This window comes from Actinomyces weissii, from assembly GCF_016598775.1.
GTDB classification, from domain to species: Bacteria; Actinomycetota; Actinomycetes; order Actinomycetales; family Actinomycetaceae; genus Actinomyces; species Actinomyces weissii.
The window spans coordinates 857,982-879,275 of record NZ_CP066802.1 but is presented as its reverse complement, the minus strand read 5'-3'; the positions used below and the strand labels follow the sequence as shown (position 1 = coordinate 879,275).

Here is a 21,294-nt window from a genome sequence, read left to right as displayed (position 1 = left end):
ACCGCTGTGCCTTCCTCCGCCATAGCCGTGCGGCTGCTCTCCTCACCGGGTTCCCTGGCCCCTGTGACATTTGACAGGGCCTTCACCGTGGGCCGCATGGACCAGTGCGACGTAGTGGTCAACGTACCGATCGTCTCCCGCCGTCACCTGGAGGTGTTCCCTACGGCGGAGGGCTGGCAGGTGCGGTGCCTGGGCAGCAACGGGATGCTGGTGGACGGGCAGCGGCAGACCCAGGCCCTCATCACGCAGGGCACCCGCATCCAGCTCAGTGACGCCTCCGGGCCGGTGCTGGTGCTCACGCCGGTCAGCGCCCCGGCTGGCGACGGCGCCCGGCCCGGCGGCTCCCCGGCAGCCGCCTCCCCCTCCGCACCGCAGGGGGCCGCCCCGGTGCCCTCCGCCCCAGCGTCCTCTGCGCCGACGGCGGGGCCGGTCCCTCCTTCCTCCCCCTCCGCGAACTCGGCCTACTACGGCCAGCATCAGGGAGGCCGCCAGGCCCCGCACGGCTACGGGACGCCTGGGGCGCCGTCGCCCTCCCTGAGCCAGTCGGTGACCGGCTACCCCTCCCCCTCGACCAGCCAGTCCGTGACGGGGCACCCCCCAGCCTCCCCGCAGCAGACCAGCGTCATGCCCCAGCCGGGCGCGCATACCGCCTCCCGCACGGAGGGCGGACACTCCCGGCACACCACCTTGCAGGTGTTCCGCATCACCTCCTCCGGCACTATCGGTCGCGCCTCAGACAACACCCTGGTGCTCAAGGACGACCCGCTGGTCTCCGCCCACCACGCCCGGGTCGACCTGACCCCGCAGGGGATCGTCGTCACCGACCTGGGCTCCACCAACGGCGTGTGGCTAGGCAACCAGCGGATGCGCACGGTGCTGGTGGACCGGCCGCTGGTGCTGGCCATGGGTGCCACGCTCATCGCCATCAGCCCCGACGGCGTGTGCCAGGTGCAGACCTCCGCGGAGGGTGACGAGGGCCTGGTGGCCAAGGACCTGGTCTTCACCGTGGACCACGGTAAGCGCCTGCTGGACCAGGTCTCCTTCTCCCTGCCCGGCGGCGAGCTGCTGGCGGTGGTGGGTCCCTCCGGCGCAGGCAAGTCCACCCTGCTCAAGGCCCTGACCGGGGAGCAGAAGGCGCAGAGCGGCCAGGTCCTGTTCAACGGCTTCGACGTGTACGAGCAGTACGCCGTCATGCGTAACTCGATCGGCGTGGTGCCGCAGAACGACGTCGTCCACTCGGCGCTGACCGTGCGCCAGACCCTCCAGTACGCCGCCGAGCTGCGGCTGGCCTCCGACCTGACCAAGGCGGAGCGGGCCCAGCGAATCGCGGAGGTGCTGGAGGACCTGGACCTGACCGAGCACGTGGACAAGCGGGTCAAGAAGCTCTCCGGGGGCCAGCGCAAGCGGGTGTCCACCGCCATCGAGCTGCTCACCAAGCCCAAGCTGCTGTTCCTGGACGAGCCGACCTCAGGCCTGGACCCCCAGCTGGACCGCGACGTCATGGACCTGCTGGCCACCCTGGCGCACGGCACCCGCCCCGGGGACACCGGCCGCACCGTCATGGTGGTCACCCACAACGAGAACCACATCGACCGGGCGGACAAGGTCCTGATCCTGGCGGCGGGGGGCAAGCCAGTGTACTTCGGCCCGCCCCGCGAGGTGATCCCCTACTTCCGGGAGCGGCACGCTGAGCTGGCGCGGGCCGGGGCCCTGGTGCTGCAGGCCCCCCGGGGCGGTTTCGCCGACCCGGGCGCGATCGACGGCTACGCGGACGTCTACGCCCTGATCCGCAACCACACCGAGCCGCTGCGCGGGCACCTGGAGCAGGTGGTGCCCTCCACCCGGCGGGGCGCCGGACAGCCCGCCCCGGTGGCCCGCTCGGCCCCGGCGTCGGCCCCGCGCAAGCAGTCCGCCCTGCGGCAGCTCTCCACCCTGGTGCGCCGCCACATGCGGATCATCGCAGCAGACCCCTCCTACCTGGCCTTCATGCTGGTGCTGCCGCTGGTCATGGGGCTGCTCACCAAGGCCATCAGCGGTGACACCGGTTTCGCGATGCCGCCGCTGCCCGTGCCCACCCCGGAGATGCCCTGCCCGCGGATCTCCGGACAGGCGGTGGAGCTGCTGGTGGTGCTGGTCACCGGTTCCGCCTTCGCTGGCATGGCGGTGACGATCCGTGAGCTGATCGGTGAGCGGGACGTGTTCCTGCGGGAGAAGGCGGTGGGGCTGCGCTCGGGGGCCTACCTGTTCGCCAAGTCCCTGATGCTGGCCCTGATCGTCACCGTGCAGACCGCGCTGATGTGCGGCACGGCCCTGCTCCTGAACGACGCCCCCACCGAGGCGGTCCTGCTGGGCAACCCGGGCCTGGAGCTGGCGGTGGCCTGCTGGGCGATCGCCTTCACCTCTGGGCTGCTGGGCCTGGCGGTCTCCTCCTTCGTGTCCTCCTCCGAGCAGGTGATGCCGGTGCTGGTGGTCTCGATCATGGGGCAGCTGGTGCTCTCCGGCGGGCTGATCCCGGTGGTGGACCGCAAGGTCTTTGAGCAGCTGTCCTGGCTGATGCCTTCCCGCTGGGGTCACTCGATGGCAGCCGCCACGGTAAACCTCAACGAGATCGCCCCGCGCCGCTACGACGCGCTCTGGCAGCACGAGGCAGGCCAGTGGCTGTGGGACCTGGGCATGCTGTCGGTGGTGGCCTGCGTGAGCCTGGCCATCTGCTTCGTGGGCCTGGCCCGCCAGGGGCGGCGCTGAGGCTGGGGCTGGGGTGGAGGCTCCGGGGCCTTGGCGTGTCGCTGAGGGCTGGGGCGGTGCCGGGGTCTGGGCCTTGGCCTGGAGGTAGGTGACCCGGCCGGGCTGCGGCGCGGCCGGGCGACGGCGTAGAGCCCTGGCGCAGGAAGGCTAGACTGCCCGCTTGTGAGCCGAAACATCGACACTTCTGACCCTTTGGTCTGGATCGACTGCGAGATGACCGGCCTGGACCTGGAGGCTGACGCCTTGGTCGAGGTGGCCGTGGTCGTGACCGACTACGAGCTGCGTCCCCTCGCCCCTGGCCTGGACGTACTGATCAAGCCTCCGGCTGAGGCGCTGGCGCAGATGGGGGACTACGTGCGCCAGATGCACACCTCATCGGGGCTGCTGGCGGACCTGGAGGAGGGCCTGAGCCTGGAGGAGGCCACCGCCGCGGTCATGGAGTACGTCAAGCGCCTGGTGCCTACCGCCCGCACCGCCCAGCTGGCGGGCAACTCGGTGGGCACGGACAAGGCCTTCCTGGCGCGGGACATGCCGGAGCTGATCGACCACCTGCACTACCGGGTGGTGGACGTCTCCTCCCTCAAGGAGCTGGCTAAGCGCTGGTACCCGCGGACCTTCTTCCACTCCCCTGAGAAGCACGGCGGGCACCGGGCGCTGGCGGACATCCTGGAGTCCATTGACGAGCTGCGCTACTACCGGGAGGTGCTCTTCCCGGCTGGTGAGGGTCCCAGCTCGGAGACGTGCAAGGAGGTTGCCGCGCGGGTGGCCGCCTCCCCCACTCGGGACGCCATCTGAGCGCACGCGCTCTTTCTACTCGTGCACACGCCCGCTCGTGCACGTGCCCACCCGTGCACACGTGCCCCCTCTCCGCTCGTGCACGCGCCCACTTGTGCGGAACGGCTCGACTTGTGCCGAAAAACCGCACAAGTCGAGCCGTTTCGCACCAGTCGGTGACGGCGGGGCCCGGTCAGGGGGAAGACGACGGCGCATCGTCGGCCGGGACGTGACCGAACCCACCTGGCACCGATTGGTGCCACGGCACCGGAAGCCGATAAAGTACCGCTCGTTGCACTGCTTGGTGCGCATGGTGGCTGTAGCTCAGTTGGCAGAGCGCCTGGTTGTGGTCCAGGAGGTCGCGGGTTCAAGCCCCGTCAGCCACCCCAGATGGGTCAGGTGTGAACTTTCGACCAAGGGACCACCCTTGGTCGGGGTTCCGTCCTGGCCCTGTTTTCGTGCCCGGGCGGCCCAGGTCAGGGCGTCGGCCTGCAGATCGGTGTTGGCGAGCCCGTCGTAGGGACTCCGATACCCGACCCGGACGTCGTTGTCCTCGTCGATGTAGATCGCCGTGAACAACGCCTGATTACACAACCGACGGTTCGCATCATCGGCACGGGCATAGATGTCACCCACATGAGCCAGCAGGCGCAGCGAGTCGTCCAGGTTCGCCCGCGCGTCCGCATAATGCCCGTGATGCGCGGCCAGCCGGTACTCGATGGTCTCCAGTGATCCGGTGATCCGGTCCTGCTCCCGCTTCAACAACCCCAACGGGACCGCACCCGCGTAGTGGGCCTGCAACAGTTTGCGCTGCTCGTCCTCCAGACGGGTCCGGCGGGCAGCCAGATCAGCCAACTCCCCCGCACCCTCGGCCATCGTCTGATCGAACCTCGCATGCAACATCCCCGACAGTGCCTGCCGGGTCTCCGGGTCGATCTGAACCGTCTCGTAGAACCGTTCAACCAGCCGCTCCACCGGCAAGGACGGCAGCGCCGACAGCAACCAGGACGCCGACTCCGCCCTTGCTGGCAGGGGCGTAGTTGCCGTGCACCGCGGCGATGGCCCATGTAATCGCGGAGACGATGAGCAGAAGGACGGCGACGATCAGGACGAATGCCAGGAGAGCACCGGCCACGACGCGGAGGCCTCCGATGCCGCTGAGTCCGTCGAAGCCGGGGAACACATTCATCGCAGGCCGCCAAGCCGCCCGTGGGACGAGGTAGCGAACATGCTGGCGACTGGAGTAGTGCATGCCGCAAAGGTGTGCTTGTCGAGCCTGGTGGGCTACAGCACGGTCCGCGTAGCGGCCCTCTCAGTGTCGCCCCCTATGCGCGCCACCGTTCAGACGCGCGCAATGCCTCGTACGTATACAGGAATGGCGAAGGCACGCGCCTTCGTGCTGACCACGCACGGACGGAGTTGATGGCTGTCATAGCTGTCAGAGCCGCCCCGGTCATCATGAGACCAGCTGGTGCCCCAGCGAGCGGGTCCCCGACATCCATTGCCGCATGCAGTGCGGGAATGGCGCCGAGACCTGCCGCCACGGCGGTATCCCGAACACTCGCGCCAACTTCGCTCACGACTGCCCCCCGGACGTACGCCAGGCCGACGCGGCGATTGAGCTCCAGCGCACGCGAGATTTCCCTCGCCGCACTCTGGCACGAGACTTGGATGTCTCGAATCGCGTCCTGCAAGTCTTCAACTGTCACGGCCGACGACAGAGGCGTTTGGATGTACCTCCGCAGCGACTTAAGCTCGTCGGCGTGCTGATCCCGGAATAAGCGGACCGTCGAAAGATCAGATGTTTGAGGGACTGGCAACAGCCAAGTCACCGCCGCCGCTACGGCAAGGGGATCGGTTGGCGCGCTAAGCGCCCGCCTCCTCTGTTCGCTCAGCATTAGGACACAATCATCGCGATCCGATGCAACGTGCGCCGCGACGGTCAACATGATGTCATCGACCACAAACTTCGGACCGACAAGAGTTCCAGCATACGGCCTATCGCCTCGCCCGGCCACCCACATCCCCCCGGATGACGCGAGGAAATCGAACACCCGGCCGTAAATCTTGCCGACGGCAATCGTGTCGAGCCCCGGAGGCAGGTTCCAGAGGTGTCCGGTGTTGAACTCTTGGTCGCTCTCCCATGGGCGGCCAATCCAACGTTGCTGTCGTTCACGTCGCCTACGCAATCGCTCAGTTGTGCCACGCAGCGCATTCAGCTCAGTCGCCGCAGCGTTCACCTCGGAAACAATGCCCCGTATCTGTTCCTCGAGGTCCCGAATCTCAGACGCGCCCGGATAATCTTTGCTCTGCTTCGTTGCGTCGATCTGAGCACGAAGTTCGTCGAGAGTTCGGCAAACGTCACGGTAGTCCTGGGATGCTCGGTCCAGATCCCTGCGCTGCTGCCACAGAATGCGCACTTGTTTGACGAGCGGGTCGATTTCTTCCCGTCGAGCTAGCTTCGCTGCCTTGATGCTTGGACGAGCCGCCGCCTTCATCGACTCCAAGCGGTCTTCCTTTAGGCGCCTGTCGGCCTGGAGCTGCTTCAGAGCTTCCGCGAGGCGAGCCTCTCGTCTTTGCGCCTCCCGAATTATATTCCCCACCTCAGCGAGTTGTCCGAGCACATTCCGTCGGCGTCGATCAAAGCCTTCGGCCCGATCAGCCCATCGACCGATGTAGCTATCTCTCTTCGGATCTATTCGCCGCGCGGTAGCGATCCAGCCTGAGACTCGGGCTCGAAGCTCGTGCTCGATGTAGTCACCGTTCGCGAATGTGGCCGGCAGGCTCACCGGCTCGTACAGATCGCCCAGAAGGTGCTTGATACGACGCGAAACCCGACCGTCGCGGTCGTCCAAGTAGGGTTCGGGCGCAAACGTCGCGATCTTGTCCTGGTAGAGGATCGCGGGCACAAGCCAATCGTCGGGCGGCTCGATGTCTGGCGCCCAGAGCGCGACCGTCTCTCTCATGACACGCATCCTAGCAAGGCAATTCCGGTGCCTGAGGATCACAGAGAACTCGGTTTAATCGCCATGCCGTCGTCACCTGCCTTAACGGTGACGTGCAGGAGTTCGTAGTGGCCTCCGGAGATGGATGCGAGGTTGTGCCTGCCGCCGCCGTTGTAGGTTTGCCAGCCTTGAATGTCGAGGGCATTTGGCCCTGCCAGATCAGAACGGAACCGCGAACCTGCCGACGGCGACGACCAGCGGATCACCCGCCGACTGCAACACCACCACTTCGGGCACGCCGACCGGCGTCAATGGAGACCCGGACCGGCTCGTCGACGATCCCTCAAGCTCGGGCAAGGTCACCGCCCGCATGCTCCACCTCAACCAGCAAGATCAGACGTGTCGGCGACCAGCGATGCGGTGCCATCCCGAAGCAGACGATGCGGCCCGATGCTCGCGGCACTCGTCACCGGGCCTGGTACGGCCCCCACGCCCCGACCCAACTCGAAAGCGTTGCGCGCCACCACCAGGGAGCCCGACCGGCTTCCTGCCTCGACGACGACCGTCGCGGACGAGCACGCCGCCATCTCCCGCGCGCGAGCGATGAACCGATTCCTGGTCGGAACTGCACCGGGCGGCACCTCGCTGACAAGAAGCCCGACATCGGCCACGCGTTCGAGTAGGTCACGGTGGCCAGCAGGGTAGGGGCGGTCAACTCCGTTAGCGAGAACCGGGATCGTGTCCCCACCTGCGGCGAGCGCCGCATGATGCACGGCACCGTCGATCCCAGACGCGCCACCGGCGACGACCACCCGCTCGTCCGCAGCCATCGAAGCGGCGAGCTCGCGGGCAACATGATCGCCGTAAGAAGTGGAAGCGCGTGCGCCTGTGATCGTGATGAAGTCCTGCACCTGGCGAGCAAGTAAGGACGACGCACCACGAGCCCACAACACGTACGGGGCTCCCACGCCCAGATCATCAAGTGCAGCAGGCCAGTCAGCGTCACCGGGGACGAGTGCCCGAGTATCTGACTGCTGAATCTGGTCCAGACGGGAGGCGACATCCTTCACCGCGGCGACGTCGAAGTGGCCCCGCCAGACCTGCACGTCCACAGAGCTGAGGCCCACCACAGCGCTGTCGTGCTCGGCAAGCCAAAGCATCTCCACCGCTCCAAGCCGAGCAAGAAGACGACCCGTCACTGGATCATTCGGCTCAACAACAAGGGACAACACCATCCGCGCAGCCCGCTCGTCACCTGCAAGGGCGGTCAAGCCAGCCATCTTCGCTTCCTCTCAGCTTTCCTACCGAGAAGGTGCGCACCGAGCGTCTCGCGGCAACGAAGCTCGGCGCTCCCTCCGCTCTGAGCGCGAAAGCCGTGCCGCCGAAGATCCACACCTGACGAACTGTCCGCGTTGCAACTGGCAGCTCGTCGCGTAACGAGTACTATTCGTAACATGAAGAGTCTGGGCGATCTGACTGACGCGGGCCTAACAGAGTTGGACCGTGCTCTGCGTCGCGAGCGCCTCCGTCGTCGCGACGCATGGCGAGATTGTGAGCACTGCGGCGACCCCTTTCTCGGCCTAGGTGACGCGCGCTTCTGTTCTACTCGCTGCCGAGTGACTGCACATCGAGTGAGGGAAAGACTCCAGTGAATGACAGCCTGCGTGTCGTTGGGTCACGCCGTTACGGCACACTCTCCCCGCTTCGATACCCAGGCGGAAAAGCTGCGCTTGCTGGCTTCTTCGCTGACATCATCGAGGTTCTTGGCATCACAGATGCCCGCTACATTGAGCCTTACGCCGGGGGCGCAGGCGCAGGGATCGCGTTACTTCGTGAGGGCATCGTCCGGCACTTAGTTATCAATGACATCGATCCAGCCGTCCATGCCTTTTGGAGGTCTGTCGTTGCCCACAATGCGAGTTTTGTAGAGCTGGTCGGGTCAACGCCGCTGACCATTGACGAGTGGCAGAGACAACGAGAGATATACCGCTCCCGAGAGGAGAGCGATATGCTGCGCTTGGGATTCGCTTTCTTCTTCCTCAACCGAACAAATCGTTCAGGGATTCTGAACGCAGGCGTTATCGGCGGGCAGCGTCAGGAAGGGAAGTACAAGATTGATGCCCGGTTCAACCGGCAAACCCTCGTTGAGCGGTTGACCGCAATCGGCGAGCTGGCAGATCGCATCACGGTCTCTGACCTCGATGGCAGGACAGTAATTCAGCAGTACTCTCGCGACGAGCGATCGTTCATGTATATCGACCCGCCCTATGTGCAGGCGGGCTCGCAACTCTACCTAAACGCCTTCGACGGACGGGATCACAAGGCCCTCTCGGCGATCGTCAACTCAGTCGAAGAGGCGCACTGGCTGGTGACCTATGACACGGCCCCACTGATCGAAAAACTGTACAAGGATCAGTTCCAGTGCCGACTGGAGCTCACCTACTCCGCCAGGTACCCGGGGCAGGCCGAAGAGCTGTTGGTGGCCTCCCCGTCGGTCGCACGGGCGATCAAGGCGTTGCAGTTGACGCCTGTGAGATCCGACGCAACAAGCGCCTGAGCAGCGGGTTCACAAGCTTCCACGCCTGCCGAAGGTCGTCCGCGCTAACGGAAGCATCGGCGCTGTGCGCGATGAGGTTGAACCACTGGATCGACCCGTGCTTGTGAGCGTTACCCGACTGAATAGTGGCAATGGTCGACTTGAGAGACTTCTCTTGACCGTAGGCCTGCACGACATGCTTGAATGCATCGCTCAACTGGCCGGTGGCGGGGGTTGGGTCGCCCTCGAAATGGACCTTGATGGTCGCCTCCAATACTGAGCGCATGAGGATCGCGGCCGCGATTGGGAGATTCGTGAGGCTGATCCTGCGCAGCTCGAAGTATCGCAGCTTGAGATTCAGTGGCGCGTTCTCGTAGTCAAGCCCCGACAGGTCAAGCGTGTCCTTCGTGTCTGGATGGTTGGGCCCACGGCTGCCGGTGCCACCAGGTGAGCCAGGTGGAGTCGGACCGGTTCCACCCCGACCACTGCCGGGCCCGCCGGACACACCGGACGGACCGCCTTGGGATGGTCCTGATGGCGTTGGTTGCGCGGGAAGATCGGGCGGCGCTGGTTGTGGCGAAGTAGGAGTCGAGACGCCGTTGAGGCGATTCACCAGGGACTGATATTCCTGCTTGCTCTTCTTGAACTCTGGCGAGCGAGTGTTGAGATGGCCGGCACGAAACTCGCCGACGAGATACTCCAAAGCGCTGAGCTTCTCTTTCGTCAACTTCACAGCAATCTTTTCGGGCGTCGATGCCCGCGGCAGGAGCATGCCATCCTTATCGAACTCCACGCCGATCGCAGAGGCAATCTCCTTGTTTCGGTAGGCATATTCGAAGGCTGACATCTTCAAGGCGTCATTTTGAGCATACTCGCGGAGAGAGTGATCAGAAAACGGTGCTGCACTTAGGAAGCGCCGCATTACGGCCATTTTCATGAACCTGGCGACCCCGACGTCCGGGTACTGCGCCTTCACATCGTCAACCGTGGTCCGCTCGTCGATGAGCGAATAGTAGAAGGTGGCCTGCTGATCACGACTCCAGCGCCTCTTCGAGATGCCGGTATGCAACCTTGCTACGTGAGGTGCCGCTGCCGCTCGGTCGGGAGCGACGATCACACGAACCCGTTCCGGAAGATTCTCCGCCTCCACTGAGTACCGCTTCAGCAGGGCTCGAATCTCTGCCTCATGGCCGGGCACGATCGTCGGGTCCCGAAGCGCCTTGAGCGCACTGACTCGACGGTTGCCTTCCAACACGGTGTATGGGGAACCGCTCCCGGAGTCCGATGCCGACGTCACAATCGGGACTTCGTTGTCGAAGTAACCGTCACGGAGGATCAGTCGCGCCGCTCCGAGGACGTCCTCCGACGCAAACAAGTACTTCAGCGCACCAGCTTCGTCGTCGCGGCGCGTCGGTATGCGGTAGTTCTCCAGGTCAAGGAAGAGCTGATCGAGGTCGACCTCGACTATCGGTAGCTGCTCGTAAGCCATACCCATCCCCGCTCTCGTGCTCCGTCCGGCGATCCACGCCCTCGGCCAACCGGCGAGCGCAGTCGTTCATGCCGAACGCTAGCAGTCTGTTTCGGTCTGTGGGGCGAGACACGTCGAGAGCGACGATGTCCGGCAAAACTCTCCACGACCAGCGACCCGGAACAGCGCTATGAGGCATCGGCGCCACCCACGATGAGTCCTGCCTCAACCAGCGCTGCGCGTACGGCCTTGCGGTCCACTCCCGTCAGACGAGCGATCGCCCGCATCGAGACACCAGCTCGGGCCAGCCGCACCGCCTCCGCCTTCTCATCCAGACCCAGCCCCGGCCGGCAACTCGGCACGTTACGTCGGCGTAGGTGCGAGAACACCGTGGCGCGGTGGATGCCGTAGGTCTCGGCGAGAGACTTCACGCTCATCCCGGCCAGGTAGTCACCCACGAGCGCGTCCACCTCGGCGGCAGTGAGGAAAGTTTGAGCCGTCTCGACAGTCCTTGCCACTGGCCCCCGATCATCCCTCGGAGCAGCGTTCTGAGGTCGACGGGAGACCCCGTAGACCCCACGATTCAAGCGGTTGACCAGGGTCTTCGTCCTGGGGGCAGAGTTGCCGAACATGCTACTCAGCCACCCCACTAGTTTCCCCCGGATTCCCAACAGATTCCGGGGGAAACTTTTGTTCGCGTCATTTCCTGGCGCCTGAACTGTGGTCCTCTGCCATCCAGGGACGCCCCCACACCCAAGACCCCGTGAACAGCGGGCACAGCCCTGGCTCCGGTCGCCAGCCCCTGTCCGAACTGTGGTCATCTACCAGCCTGACCACCCTGCAGAAGGGTGAGCCGGGAACCCGCCACCACTGCCGCAATGGCCCGAGCCTCCTCGCCGTAGACGGCCACGCGCCAGCCCCAACCGGGCCAAGCTGCCACTGGCGGAGGATCGGAGCCCACTTACCACCAGACCCCAGACAAGCAAACTGCATGATAACAACGGATTCGACACCCCGGCACCACAACTTCGTCCCGCCCGCCAACCAGCCCTCACCAAAAGGCACTCAAGGAGCCCACAGCAAGCAGGGCCATGCCCCTGCCAAGCCGTAGCACAGGAACAAGAGCAGGCCCCCAGGAACGAACCGCTCTCCCTGGCCGCAGTCTTGACAGGAGAACCCCACGGCTTCCTCCAACCCAAGCAGCCAGATAACCGTTACCAAACTGCACACTAGCAACGCGGCGCGGTATCGTCTGCATATGCCGCACAGTCAGAAACCGAACAGCAGAGCCCCGCGCGTGGGCGTCTACGGCTCCTGTGTAGGCCGAGACTCGGTCGACCTCCTGCTTGAGCGGGGCTGGGAACTGTCTACCTACATCCCGCGGCAGTCCCTGGTGAGTGCTGTTGCCCCAGCACCACCGGACACCCTCCCCCTGTCGGGCATCAGCTCCGCCTTCGTTCAGCGCGTGCTGAAAGGAGACATCCGCGGCGACATGTACGAGCGCCTGACCCAGGAGGCCCAGACCACTGATGTGCTGCTCTGGGACCTGATCGACGAGCGCCTAGGCTTCTTCGACCTTCCCGACGGCGGCGTGGTAACCCGCACGATGGAAGGCCTCGGCGAGGACCTCTACACACACCTGGCTGGCGCACGCCTGGTGGAGTTCGGCACCACTGAGCACCTGCAGCGTTGGAAGGAGCACCTGTCGGTGTTCACCGGCTTCCTGAAGGAGCAGGGCCTGTGGGAGCGCACACTGCTGCTGCTGTGCCCTTGGGCCCTGACGGACAGCACTGGCCAGCCAACACCTACCAGCTGGGGTACGACCCCGGTGGAGGGAAATTGGCTTTTCACCGAGTACTACGCTGCCGCCGCTCAAACCGGACTGACGGTGCTACGGCTTCCAGACGAGCTGAGCGTGGCCGGAGACACCCACAAGTGGGGGCCTGCCCCATTCCACTACATAGACGCCGCCTATGAGTGGGTTGCCGACGCCGTTAGCAGCTTCCTGGGAACCCGCCCAGAGACGCTCACGCCCACCCCCCAAGCCCCTCATAGACCCCTGGAGCCCCCACCCCCTAACATGCACCAACCGTGACAACTCTCACGACTGCCCCCAGTCATGGGTGGAACTAGGTATCTTGGAATTCTGGTTGTTATCCCTTGGCAGCCTCCACCTTTCCCTACACAGGAGAGCCGTATGGCGCGCAACGTCATGGTTATCTACGGAACCCGCCCTGAGGCGATCAAGGTGGCTCCAGTCATCAAGGCCCTCCAGACCAGCCCTTCCCTGACCGTGACCACGGTGGTCACCGGCCAGCACCGGGAGATGCTCGACCAGGTCAACGAGATATTCTCGCTCCGCCCGGACCACGATATTGACGTCTTCGCACCCGGCCAGTCCCTGAACCAGCTGAGCGCCAAGATCTTCTCCCGGCTTGACCTGGTCCTGGCGGAGCGCTCCCCTGACGCCGTGCTGGTCCAGGGGGACACCACCACCGTGGCCGCGGCGGCGCTAGCCTCCTTCTACCGGCAGATCCCGGTGGTGCACCTTGAGGCCGGGCTGCGCAGCGGCAACATCCACTCCCCGTTCCCGGAGGAGGCAAACCGCAAGGTGACCTCCCAGCTAACTGCGCTACACCTGGCCCCCACCCCCACCTCCAAGGAGAACCTGCTGCGGGAGGGCATTGACCCGGACACGATCGCGGTCACCGGCAACACCGTGATTGACGCGCTGCTGCACACTCGCGCCCAGGGCATCCAGCCCGCAGACCCCCGCCTTCAGGAAGCCGTCACCCAATCACGGCCGATAATCCTGGTCACCACCCATCGGCGCGAGAACTGGGGCGAGGCGATGCACGGGGTGGGGCGGGCGCTGCGCAGGCTCGCCACGAGCTACCCGGATCACCTGATAGTGCTTCCAGCGCACAAGAATCCGCTGGTGCGTGAGGCGGTCCTGCCTCATATCCAGGACCTCCCCAACGTACTCGTGTGCGAGCCCCTGGCCTATGGCGAGTTCACCACGGTTATGGGGGCCGCCCAGATCGTGCTCACAGACTCTGGCGGTGTGCAGGAGGAGGCGCCTAGCCTCGGCAAGCCGGTGCTGGTGATGCGCGAGAACACGGAGCGCCCCGAGGCCGTGTCGGCCAGAACTGTTCGCCTGATCGGCACGGCAGAAGACCGGATAGTCTCAGAGGTTTCTCGTCTGTTGGATTCAGCGGAGGACTACGCCAAGATGGCCAACGCGGTCAACCCCTACGGCGATGGCAAGGCAGCTGAACGCTCAGTTGCAGCGATTGCCCAGTTGCTGGGAGTTGGTCACCGCGCCCCCGAGTTCCAGAATTGATCCGCGAAAGATCCGCACGCTGACGCCAGTCCCAACAACCAGACAGGCACACTTTTACACCCAGTCGGTCATTTAATCTTGTGGAATATCAAATCTTCCTGCGGTGAACAGGGTGGGTTCAACCGGTCGTCACAACACTGGTTTCGCAGAGTGATTGTAGTTGTTTGTCGAAGGCCTCTGCCGGAGGCTTCCAGCCCAGGATCTTACGGGGCGTATTGTTGAGGGGGTGGGCACCCACTTCGAGGTCGGCGGCGCTCCGGCGGGACAGGTCAGTGCCCTTGGCGAAGTGTTGCCACAACAGTACTCCCCGACTATGTCCCCTTGGAGAGGTATGCCAATGACCGAGAACAATGTCGTCACCGAGGCCGAGCAGGTCCACTACGACCAGCTCGACGAGGCCGTCACTGCCGGCCGGTTCCAGCGGCTCGGCCACGTCCACCACCGCGACGGATCGGCCATCAGCGACGACGAGCTCAGCACCATTCTCTGCGGACACCCCAACGTCTGGCACGACCGCACCACCGGCAAAGGAAACTCCCGGCGCCGCCAGGTACGCCCGCCTGAGGCAACCAGCGACACCCCAGACGCCTAAGCCGTCACTCACGGCCGGGCGAGAATCTGCAAGCCCAACGGGCTCAGACATCCCGCCAGGCTGCCCACCGGGACCGCGCCCAGGGGGCTTCAGGAAGTGGCGCTGCCCCTTGCCTACTCCCCCAGTCCCATGCGGCTGCAAGTCTCCCACCTTGCGGAGCTGCCACAGACCGTGCGGCCCATAAGGGTTCTTTCTCTTACATCCTGGCTGATAGTCTTCTGATGTCAATGGTGACCGTGGGTCGTACTGTTGGCGGTGACAAGCTGTTGGCCTGCGGCACTGCTCGCAAGCGTTGTGGAGGGCATGATGTCAGCAGCCGCTGTTTCGCATGGAGGTCGTACACCTACACCAGCGGAACTGGACAGACGTCTGCCTTGGGACAGCCGTGCGCTTCTGGCGGATGTGGTCTTGTGGGGAGTGTGCGTGGCTGGAGCCTTCGTGGTGAGCTCCGTGGTCCTGGAGCCGCGTGATGGCTCTCCGTTGTTGGCGGGGGTCGCGCTGGTGTGGGCCTTGGCCTTGCAGGTGGCCGCTTGCGTGCTTGCATCACGTTACTGGCCGTGGGCGGCTAAGGAGTCGATGCGTTTTGCTGTTGCGGCAGCGCTCGGCTTCGCGGTGGGGATCGTGGGCCTGAGCCTGGGAGCCCAGGTCATCGTGCTGCATTGGGCAGGGGCGGTTGCTTGTGCGGTTGTCGCCTTGGCAGGCCAGTACGGTTTGCGTTGGTTCTGGCTGCGTCGGGCGCACGCACGCTGGGTCAGGGACTTCTGGGGCTAAACCCACTCTCCGGCCAGCCCGTCGGCAGCGCGATTGCTCACGCAGACGCAGGGTCCCCTCCAAGGCTTCCAGCCACATACGGCGGTCATCCACCGCTCAGCGGGAGTCAGTTGACTACGCCGGGCAGGAGCGTGACCGCGTCAGGGTTCTCTTGGATGTACTTGTAGCCTTTGCCTTCTGCGAAGGCTTTGAAGATGGGGGCGTCCGCGGTGTCGTCCAGCAGCACGATGGACTGGCCGTCGGCGCTGGTGCCGGTGCCTGCGGTGGGCACGGTGAAGAAGGTGATGCCGGAGCCGACGTTCTTCAGGGACTCCCCCAGGGCCTGCATCTGGTCCAGGGAGAAGCCGTCGTCTACAGCGACGCTGGCTGAGGCGACTTTGAGGAAGGAGTAGAGGGCGGTGGGGCTCTTGAGGGTCCCATTCTGTCCGACTTGCCGGACGATGGCGCGCATCCAGGCTTGTTGACGGCGTACACGGTCGAAGTCGCCTTCGGGCAGGGAGTAGCGCTCTCGCACGTAGGCAAGGGCTTGCTTGCCGCTGAGGAGCTGGGCTCCTTCGTGGAAGTCCTTGCCGGCCAGGGTTTGTGGCTGCTTGAGGTTGATCGTGACGCCGCCGAGCTCGTCTGTCATGGTGGCAAAGGACTCGAAGTCGGCGATGACGAAGTGGTCCAGGTGGATGCCGGTTAGGGCTTCGACGGTCTGGATGGCGAGGGTGGGGCCGCCGTAGGAGTAGGCTGCGTTGATCTTGGCCTGCCCGTGTCCGGGGATGTCCACCCAGGAGTCTCGGGGGATGGACATCACAGTGACTGACTGCCGGTCGCCTGCGATCTGGACGATCATCATGGCGTCGGTGCGTTGCGCACCTGCCTGCCACTGGGACGGGTCCCCTGCGCTGATGCGGGAGTCTGAGCCGAGGACCAGGATGTTGACGGCTGGAGCCTCGCCTTGGGGGACCTCTGGGGTGGGAGCCCGCGTGGGTAGCTCAGCAAAGGGGTCAGCGATGGTCTCAAGGTTCTTGGTGAGTGAGGACTTGAGCCAGTACCCAGCCGCCGCTGTGCCTCCCCCTAGTACTAGTACGAGGGTGAGGAGCGAGAGCATGACGGCCTTCCAGCCGCGGATTCGCCGCCGCTTGTCGCCTTCCTCCGCGTGCCGGAGGGCGCGTCGCCCCTCAGCGGGGCGCGTAGACGCGTCTCCGCCATCGTGGCCACTGGCTTGCGTGCCGACGGGAGGGAACGGGGAAGAGTCGCTCATGCTCCCATCTCACCACAGGACAGCCATCTGCACGACGGGGTGAAGGACACATGGATTAGAGCCCGTCCTGCGAACAAGCTCTTCCAGCTTGACAGTGTGGTAACAGGTGTTTGATCCTTCCAGCCTAGATGAGGCTGCGGGTGGTGTAGTGGTTGGGGTTGCGGAAGCCTAGGGCGATGCCGCGTAGGTGCTCCAGGCGGCCGTTGATGGCCTCGGTGGGGCCGCCCGTGGTGTGGGGGTTGTCGAAGTAGGCCAGGATGTCGGTGCGGCGCTTGTTCAGGGTCGGATCGGGCTCGGCCAGTTCCTCCAGGGCCTGGGGAACACCGGAGCTAAGAGTGTCGATCACCTTGCTCATCACGACCTCGCCGGTAGCGGAAGCCTTGGCGCGATAGGCGGACACGATCTTGTGGTACACGCTCCACGTGGCCTCCACCGCGGCGTGAGGCTCATCAGCGAACACGTGTTCGAGACGTCTGTAGGCCTTGTCGCTCAGTAGTCCCGCCCCGGTGTGCAGCAGGCGTCTGGCCCGGTAGGCAGGGTCGTCCTTGCGTCCCCGGTGCCCGGTGGTCTGGCGCTGGAGGCGCCTGCGGCACTGGTCGAGCTTGTCGCCAGCCAGGGCCACCACGTGGAAGGGATCCATCACCTCCCTCACCTCAGGCAGGACATGGGTAACGGCGGACTTGAAACCGGTAAAGACGTCCATGTCCACGATTTGCGGAGAAGCCCACACTAAAGTGGCACGAATTAGGAAAGAGGGGCTTATACAGAAGCCTAACAGTCACTTAAAAAACGCGACACCAACGTGCTGGCCAACTTCTACGCACCTGAGATCAGCAATGACCCCACCAAAGCGATCAACGATCACCTGGAGCACCACCCGGCAGTCCTCCAGGCTTCCGCATTATGGTCAACTACCTCACCCACAGCCTGCTCAATACCGGAACATTCAGACTCCAACTACGCCCTCAAGTTGGGATGAACCATAATCACACCAAGCCCTCGACGCCCCAGCAGCCACATTTCCACACCCGCATCGCTACACCCCCAAACTGAGAAAGCCTTCAATCAGCAAATTCAGGTCAGCCCTGAGAAGATCTCCCGAAACTTCGGTCACTCACTCTACCACCCACCACAACACCTTCATTCCCCAAAGGAGCATTCGTCGTTCCAGCAACGCTCCCAACAACCGGATTCGCTATCCTACGACCATAACCAACGATCAGCAAAAGGAAACTGTTGTACTGAAGATCGATCAGCTGCGGATCTATAAACGAATGCACTGCAAGGACCGAAAGAACCAGCAACAAACGCCAGTCCTCTTCCCTTCGAGCTAATCGCCCTAGCAAACAAAACGCCGACAGGCACAGCATCAGCGCGACCCAACCATACTCTATCAGTATATGAAAATAAGCATTATCAATTACATTTGTGTCATAGCTTCCGGTACTAACCCGGAGGACACCTTGCGAGTCAAGGCTGTTCGCAGCAAATTCTATATGTTGCCCAAATGGTGTGATACCATACTTTTCAAATGAGTTACGCGTATAGTACAGACGCCCAGAAATCAGTAGATTCAGTGAATCATAACGCGCCGGATCCTTCGCATACACCCACAACACTAGTGCGCTAACAGCAAAACCAGCCAGGATCGAATTTGCCATTATACCGCCAACCCACCCCTTGGCAAGCTTCTTGCCACGCTCGTCACCAAGAAGCAAGTAGGCTCCCAAGTAGGCAATCACGAGAACAAATGAATTCCTAGACACGGTAACAGCGTAGATTGTCACATCGATCACGAGAACGCCAAGAACAAAGAGCCACCCAAGCCGTTTACGTCTGTACCCTTCCAACATCACCAGATTCAGCAGCAAGTGACTAAGATAGGTGGCATACTTGAATCCCAAACCGTGACGCGAACGCACATCATCTACCCAAACATAATCCCTAAGCACCCCCAACAATGCTAGACTGACCACAACCGTACAAGCAATGGCGGTCACCCACACGCTTACGACAACTATCTTGTCAAAATCCTCTCTGCGTGCAGCAAATATCAGCGCGACAATCACTACAAGAGTCGTATATCCAGTGTCCTTAGCCACCAGCATCGCAATAGTCATAACGCTGACGAAGACTAAAATATACCGCCCCCTCCCTCTGTCGCAGAGTTCGGCCAGCAATACCAACACGAGGATGAGGAGGTTAATGACAGGGCCCACAACACCTTCAAACATACTCGCAAGCAAAGACATATCCGCAAACTTGTAGAACATGAACAAGATGTACGCCAAATAAAAGAAGGCGGTGGATGCCGGTATTTGCCTTATCGTTTGCAGATCCATCACCTCTCCTTAGCTCCACCAACTCGCGATACCGCTGATTGCCATACCGCAGTAGCAAAATGTGAATCTGTACGTAAGCTTAGACACAACCCAACCGCTAGATACAATACGCCACCAATGACTATCTCAAGAAAGAGTAACACCCAATCCGCTAACGATACCCTACATCCAATGAAGCCCACTAACCTAACCCCCATAAACATGATGCTCCCGGCAATCATGAACGGTCTAGCCGCCCACAAGTACTGAACAACAGGCAGATCGTTACGACAACGCCATCCCTGATAAACAAAGATCGTAATCTCCGCCAGCAGAGTGGCCAGCGCAGCCCCCAAAGCGCCTACTTTCCCAGCCAAGGCCACAATCACTGCTACGTTCACAATAGCGCCCATTACCAAAGAACTTGTATACTCCTTATCACGAAGTGCTGGTAACAAGAACTGTCTTCCAATCACGTTTGTAAGAGCAACGACCGGAATGATACACACCAACACACGCATCAACGGCACGCAACGATGAAACTCATCCCCAAACATAACCGAGACAAACTCTGGAGACACAGCCCCAAGGCCGAATGCCAGTCCAAAGGAAACCGACAGCATCCACCAGGCCGAAGTCCTGAGGCGTTCCAGCACAGCCTCCTGCATTCCCAGCTTCATCTCATTGGAAACGCGCGGCAACATAACCGTCGTCAGCGCTGTGACTAGAAGTAGCGGCATTCTGCTGAATTTCTCTGAGTACTCAAAGTATCCAACTTGGGCCATGTCAGACAAGTGGGCGAGAATTATCTTGTCTAGGGTAGTATACAGGCTAATAGCGACAACCGGCAGAAAGAGACGTACACTTGATAAAAGATGACGCAAGGCCCTATTCCACTTTGGAGTCTTCCAATCCACGTAGCGGCCCACAAACGGCCACAGCCAGATCTGTGTAGTAAACTGCGCTCCAGCCATGATCACAACATATAGCCATAGATCGTCTGCAGACCGGACAAACAAGAAGATCCCGAGAATACTACCAAGTTTCACCAGTGCATTCCGCAAGGTTGGTAAACCGAACTCCTCTACACCAAAGAACAGCCAAGAAACGTCCAGAACTACACCCGCCACCCACAACGTCCAACCCACAGCAACGAAGCGATCGTCAGATGGAAGCCCCACTATGTAAATCGAATAAAGACCCAATGCCGCTAACGCTACGAAAACTTGTGAGATGTAGGCTTCCCAGAACATGACACTGCGAAGCCCTCGGTCGTCGCCACATCTAGCAACAAGCCTCACACCATATGTCGAAATACCTAAAGTGCCTAGCATAACGAAATAGTTGGCAACGGATTGACTGTATGAGAACTTACCGATGGCTTCCGCACCAAGTACTCGCGCCACATATGGAGCAGTAACAAGCGGCGTCAAGACCTGAAGAATCTGGTATGCTGAGCTCAACACAAAGTTGGTTGCCACTCCACGACGATGGTTGGTCACCACTCCAATCCTGCCTCCAAGGCCCGACCATGAAGATCCCTCGCAGTGCGCTGAATACCTTCAACTATTGACGTCCTTGGCCTCCAGCCTATCGCTTGGATTCGCGACGTTTCCATGACAAGGCGCGTTTCAGCCGCATATTTTGCATTGACTCGAGGGTCAACTTTCACTTGGACGCCGTTACCTTTTAATGTGCCATCAATCAAATGCGCCAGTTCCAGAACTGACATACTTCCTGAAGGGTCAGATACGTTATATGTCCCGGATCGATCACCATTAACCAAACAGCGAATCATAGCATCAACAGCATCAGACACATAGAGCAAGTTTGTGCGTGATGCGCCCGATGTAGCAAGCGTGATCGGCAGCCCAGCAGCAGCCTGGCGAACAAAACTATATATCGCCCTGTGATCCGACAACGATGCCCCCGGACCAAAAGTCTGCCCAAGGCGCACCACTGCAAACGGCATATCAAACTGCGCTTCATAGCAGCTCAGGATATTTTCTATCATGCGTTTTGTCTCTGGATAAGCTGAGCGCGGTTTAGTCAAGTCAATATGGCCTAGTTCGTTCTCCTTTCGCGGATTAGTATCGTTGACTGCTCCATAAGCTTCCATCGACGATGCATATATAACTCGTGCCTTTTTATCTGCAGCCAGATCAAACACGGAGAAAGCACCTATCAGCGCTTCTCTAGCAAGTGATGCCGGTTGTTCGACCATGGCCGCTGAGTTAGTCACTGCCGCCAGGTGAAAAAGAGCATCGATCGTGCCTGCTACCGCCAGACCTCCCCCGAGCAGATGCCAGTTCACATACTCAAGAGCAAGAGTCCTGTCAAATCTAGCGAACATAGCGCGCGCACGACGCTCGTCACGCACTGTGCACACCACGCGTATTCCTAAAGAGTGTTTCCGCTCTATCGCGTAGAGAGACTCCAACACATGCCTGCCAATAAATCCAGTGGCTCCGATAACCAGCAGACGACAGCCACGTAAGTTCGCGTAAGGCAAGTCATGCACAGGTGCCGCAAGTACCTTTTCTAACATGA

At 62.0% G+C, this 21,294-nt stretch carries 17 protein-coding genes, 1 tRNA gene and 1 pseudogene; 8 read left to right on the top strand and 11 right to left on the bottom strand.

Features of this window, described 5'->3' with window-relative positions; genetic code table 11:
- The first annotated feature begins 63 nt into the window (after window positions 1–63).
- From JG540_RS03565 to JG540_RS03555, 3 genes are all read left to right on the top strand, one after another.
- Window positions 64–2,745, top strand: a complete 2,682-nt coding sequence (locus JG540_RS03565; RefSeq protein WP_325133335.1) for an ATP-binding cassette domain-containing protein — start codon at window positions 64–66, stop codon at window positions 2,743–2,745.
- A 174-nt stretch (window positions 2,746–2,919) separates the two neighbouring features.
- Window positions 2,920–3,540, top strand: a complete 621-nt coding sequence (gene orn / locus JG540_RS03560; RefSeq protein WP_200278055.1) for an oligoribonuclease — start codon at window positions 2,920–2,922, stop codon at window positions 3,538–3,540.
- Window positions 3,541–3,832: 292 nt separating this feature from the next.
- Window positions 3,833–3,908: transfer RNA gene (locus JG540_RS03555), tRNA-His, on the top strand.
- 569 nt (window positions 3,909–4,477) lie between these two features.
- Here the strand turns inward: JG540_RS03555 and JG540_RS03550 are convergent.
- From JG540_RS03550 to JG540_RS03535, 4 genes are all read right to left on the bottom strand, one after another.
- Window positions 4,478–4,708 carry a DUF6112 family protein gene (locus JG540_RS03550; protein ID WP_125226658.1) on the bottom strand — a complete coding sequence of 77 codons (231 nt, stop codon included), beginning with the start codon at window positions 4,706–4,708 and terminating at the stop codon, window positions 4,478–4,480.
- A 136-nt stretch (window positions 4,709–4,844) separates the two neighbouring features.
- Entirely contained in the window at window positions 4,845–6,485 is a 1,641-nt protein-coding gene (locus tag JG540_RS03545; protein ID WP_200277300.1) for an AAA family ATPase, read from the bottom strand.
- Between the two features lie 38 nt (window positions 6,486–6,523).
- Window positions 6,524–6,730 (bottom strand): hypothetical protein, encoded by a 207-nt coding sequence (locus JG540_RS03540; RefSeq protein WP_200277299.1) that lies wholly within the window; start codon window positions 6,728–6,730, stop codon window positions 6,524–6,526.
- Window positions 6,731–6,844: 114 nt separating this feature from the next.
- Window positions 6,845–7,744 (bottom strand): DNA-processing protein DprA, encoded by a 900-nt coding sequence (locus JG540_RS03535; protein WP_200277298.1) that lies wholly within the window; start codon window positions 7,742–7,744, stop codon window positions 6,845–6,847.
- Window positions 7,745–8,112: 368 nt separating this feature from the next.
- Here JG540_RS03535 and JG540_RS03530 point away from each other — a divergent pair, with 368 nt between their 5' ends.
- Window positions 8,113–9,021: a DNA adenine methylase gene (locus JG540_RS03530; protein WP_200277297.1), complete on the top strand. Its 909-nt coding sequence runs from the start codon at window positions 8,113–8,115 to the stop codon at window positions 9,019–9,021.
- Here the strand turns inward: JG540_RS03530 and JG540_RS03525 are convergent.
- Together JG540_RS03525 and JG540_RS03520 are read right to left on the bottom strand one after the other, a co-directional pair.
- Window positions 8,972–10,489, bottom strand: coding sequence for a hypothetical protein (locus tag JG540_RS03525; protein WP_200277296.1), 1,518 nt, complete (start codon window positions 10,487–10,489; stop codon window positions 8,972–8,974). The two genes, JG540_RS03530 and JG540_RS03525, sit on opposite strands and share 50 nt — an antisense overlap.
- A gap of 167 nt (window positions 10,490–10,656) precedes the next feature.
- Window positions 10,657–10,926, bottom strand: coding sequence for a hypothetical protein (locus JG540_RS03520; RefSeq protein WP_200277295.1), 270 nt, complete (start codon window positions 10,924–10,926; stop codon window positions 10,657–10,659).
- Window positions 10,927–11,726: 800 nt separating this feature from the next.
- On the opposite strand from JG540_RS03520, the gene JG540_RS03515 reads away from it, so the two are divergent.
- The 4 genes from JG540_RS03515 to JG540_RS03500 all read left to right on the top strand — a co-directional run bounded on the left by JG540_RS03515 (window position 11,727) and on the right by JG540_RS03500 (window position 15,174).
- On the top strand, window positions 11,727–12,563 hold the full coding sequence (locus JG540_RS03515; RefSeq protein ID WP_234042892.1) for a DUF6270 domain-containing protein: 837 nt from the start codon (window positions 11,727–11,729) through the stop codon (window positions 12,561–12,563).
- Window positions 12,564–12,665: 102 nt separating this feature from the next.
- On the top strand, window positions 12,666–13,811 hold the full coding sequence (gene wecB / locus JG540_RS03510) for a non-hydrolyzing UDP-N-acetylglucosamine 2-epimerase (RefSeq protein ID WP_234042891.1): 1,146 nt from the start codon (window positions 12,666–12,668) through the stop codon (window positions 13,809–13,811).
- A gap of 337 nt (window positions 13,812–14,148) precedes the next feature.
- Window positions 14,149–14,403 carry a gamma-glutamyltransferase gene (locus tag JG540_RS03505; RefSeq protein ID WP_200277292.1) on the top strand — a complete coding sequence of 85 codons (255 nt, stop codon included), beginning with the start codon at window positions 14,149–14,151 and terminating at the stop codon, window positions 14,401–14,403.
- A 441-nt stretch (window positions 14,404–14,844) separates the two neighbouring features.
- Window positions 14,845–15,174 (top strand): hypothetical protein, encoded by a 330-nt coding sequence (locus JG540_RS03500; protein WP_200277290.1) that lies wholly within the window; start codon window positions 14,845–14,847, stop codon window positions 15,172–15,174.
- Between the two features lie 106 nt (window positions 15,175–15,280).
- On the opposite strand, the gene JG540_RS03495 is transcribed toward JG540_RS03500, so the two are convergent.
- From JG540_RS03495 to JG540_RS03475, 5 genes and pseudogenes are all read right to left on the bottom strand, one after another.
- On the bottom strand, window positions 15,281–16,270 hold the full coding sequence (locus JG540_RS03495) for an LCP family protein (RefSeq protein WP_234042890.1): 990 nt from the start codon (window positions 16,268–16,270) through the stop codon (window positions 15,281–15,283).
- Between the two features lie 277 nt (window positions 16,271–16,547).
- Window positions 16,548–17,138, bottom strand: a pseudogene (locus JG540_RS03490) (ISL3 family transposase); the annotation flags it as partial.
- Between the two features lie 364 nt (window positions 17,139–17,502).
- Window positions 17,503–18,765 (bottom strand): O-antigen ligase family protein, encoded by a 1,263-nt coding sequence (locus JG540_RS03485; protein ID WP_200277283.1) that lies wholly within the window; start codon window positions 18,763–18,765, stop codon window positions 17,503–17,505.
- Window positions 18,765–20,246 (bottom strand): oligosaccharide flippase family protein, encoded by a 1,482-nt coding sequence (locus tag JG540_RS03480; protein ID WP_200277281.1) that lies wholly within the window; start codon window positions 20,244–20,246, stop codon window positions 18,765–18,767. The genes JG540_RS03485 and JG540_RS03480 overlap by 1 nt, the downstream gene beginning before the upstream one ends.
- Entirely contained in the window at window positions 20,243–21,292 is a 1,050-nt protein-coding gene (locus tag JG540_RS03475) for an NAD-dependent epimerase/dehydratase family protein (protein WP_200277279.1), read from the bottom strand. Before JG540_RS03475 ends, JG540_RS03480 begins: the two co-directional genes overlap by 4 nt.
- Window positions 21,293–21,294: the final 2 nt, after the last annotated feature.

Bases quoted from the DNA above. Each gene is read 5' to 3' on its own strand.
- JG540_RS03550 (WP_125226658.1), bottom strand. From the start codon at position 4,708: ATGAATGTGTTCCCCGGCTTCGACGGACTCAGCGGCATCGGAGGCCTC.
- JG540_RS03545 (WP_200277300.1), bottom strand. From the start codon at position 6,485: ATGAGAGAGACGGTCGCGCTCTGGGCGCCAGACATCGAGCCGCCCGAC.
- JG540_RS03535 (WP_200277298.1), bottom strand. From the start codon at position 7,744: ATGGCTGGCTTGACCGCCCTTGCAGGTGACGAGCGGGCTGCGCGGATG.
- JG540_RS03525 (WP_200277296.1), bottom strand. From the start codon at position 10,489: ATGGCTTACGAGCAGCTACCGATAGTCGAGGTCGACCTCGATCAGCTC.
- JG540_RS03515 (WP_234042892.1), top strand. From the start codon at position 11,727: ATGCCGCACAGTCAGAAACCGAACAGCAGAGCCCCGCGCGTGGGCGTC.
- wecB (WP_234042891.1), top strand. From the start codon at position 12,666: ATGGCGCGCAACGTCATGGTTATCTACGGAACCCGCCCTGAGGCGATC.
- JG540_RS03505 (WP_200277292.1), top strand. From the start codon at position 14,149: ATGACCGAGAACAATGTCGTCACCGAGGCCGAGCAGGTCCACTACGAC.
- JG540_RS03495 (WP_234042890.1), bottom strand. From the start codon at position 16,270: ATGCTCTCGCTCCTCACCCTCGTACTAGTACTAGGGGGAGGCACAGCG.
- JG540_RS03485 (WP_200277283.1), bottom strand. From the start codon at position 18,765: ATGGATCTGCAAACGATAAGGCAAATACCGGCATCCACCGCCTTCTTT.
- JG540_RS03475 (WP_200277279.1), bottom strand. From the start codon at position 21,292: ATGTTAGAAAAGGTACTTGCGGCACCTGTGCATGACTTGCCTTACGCG.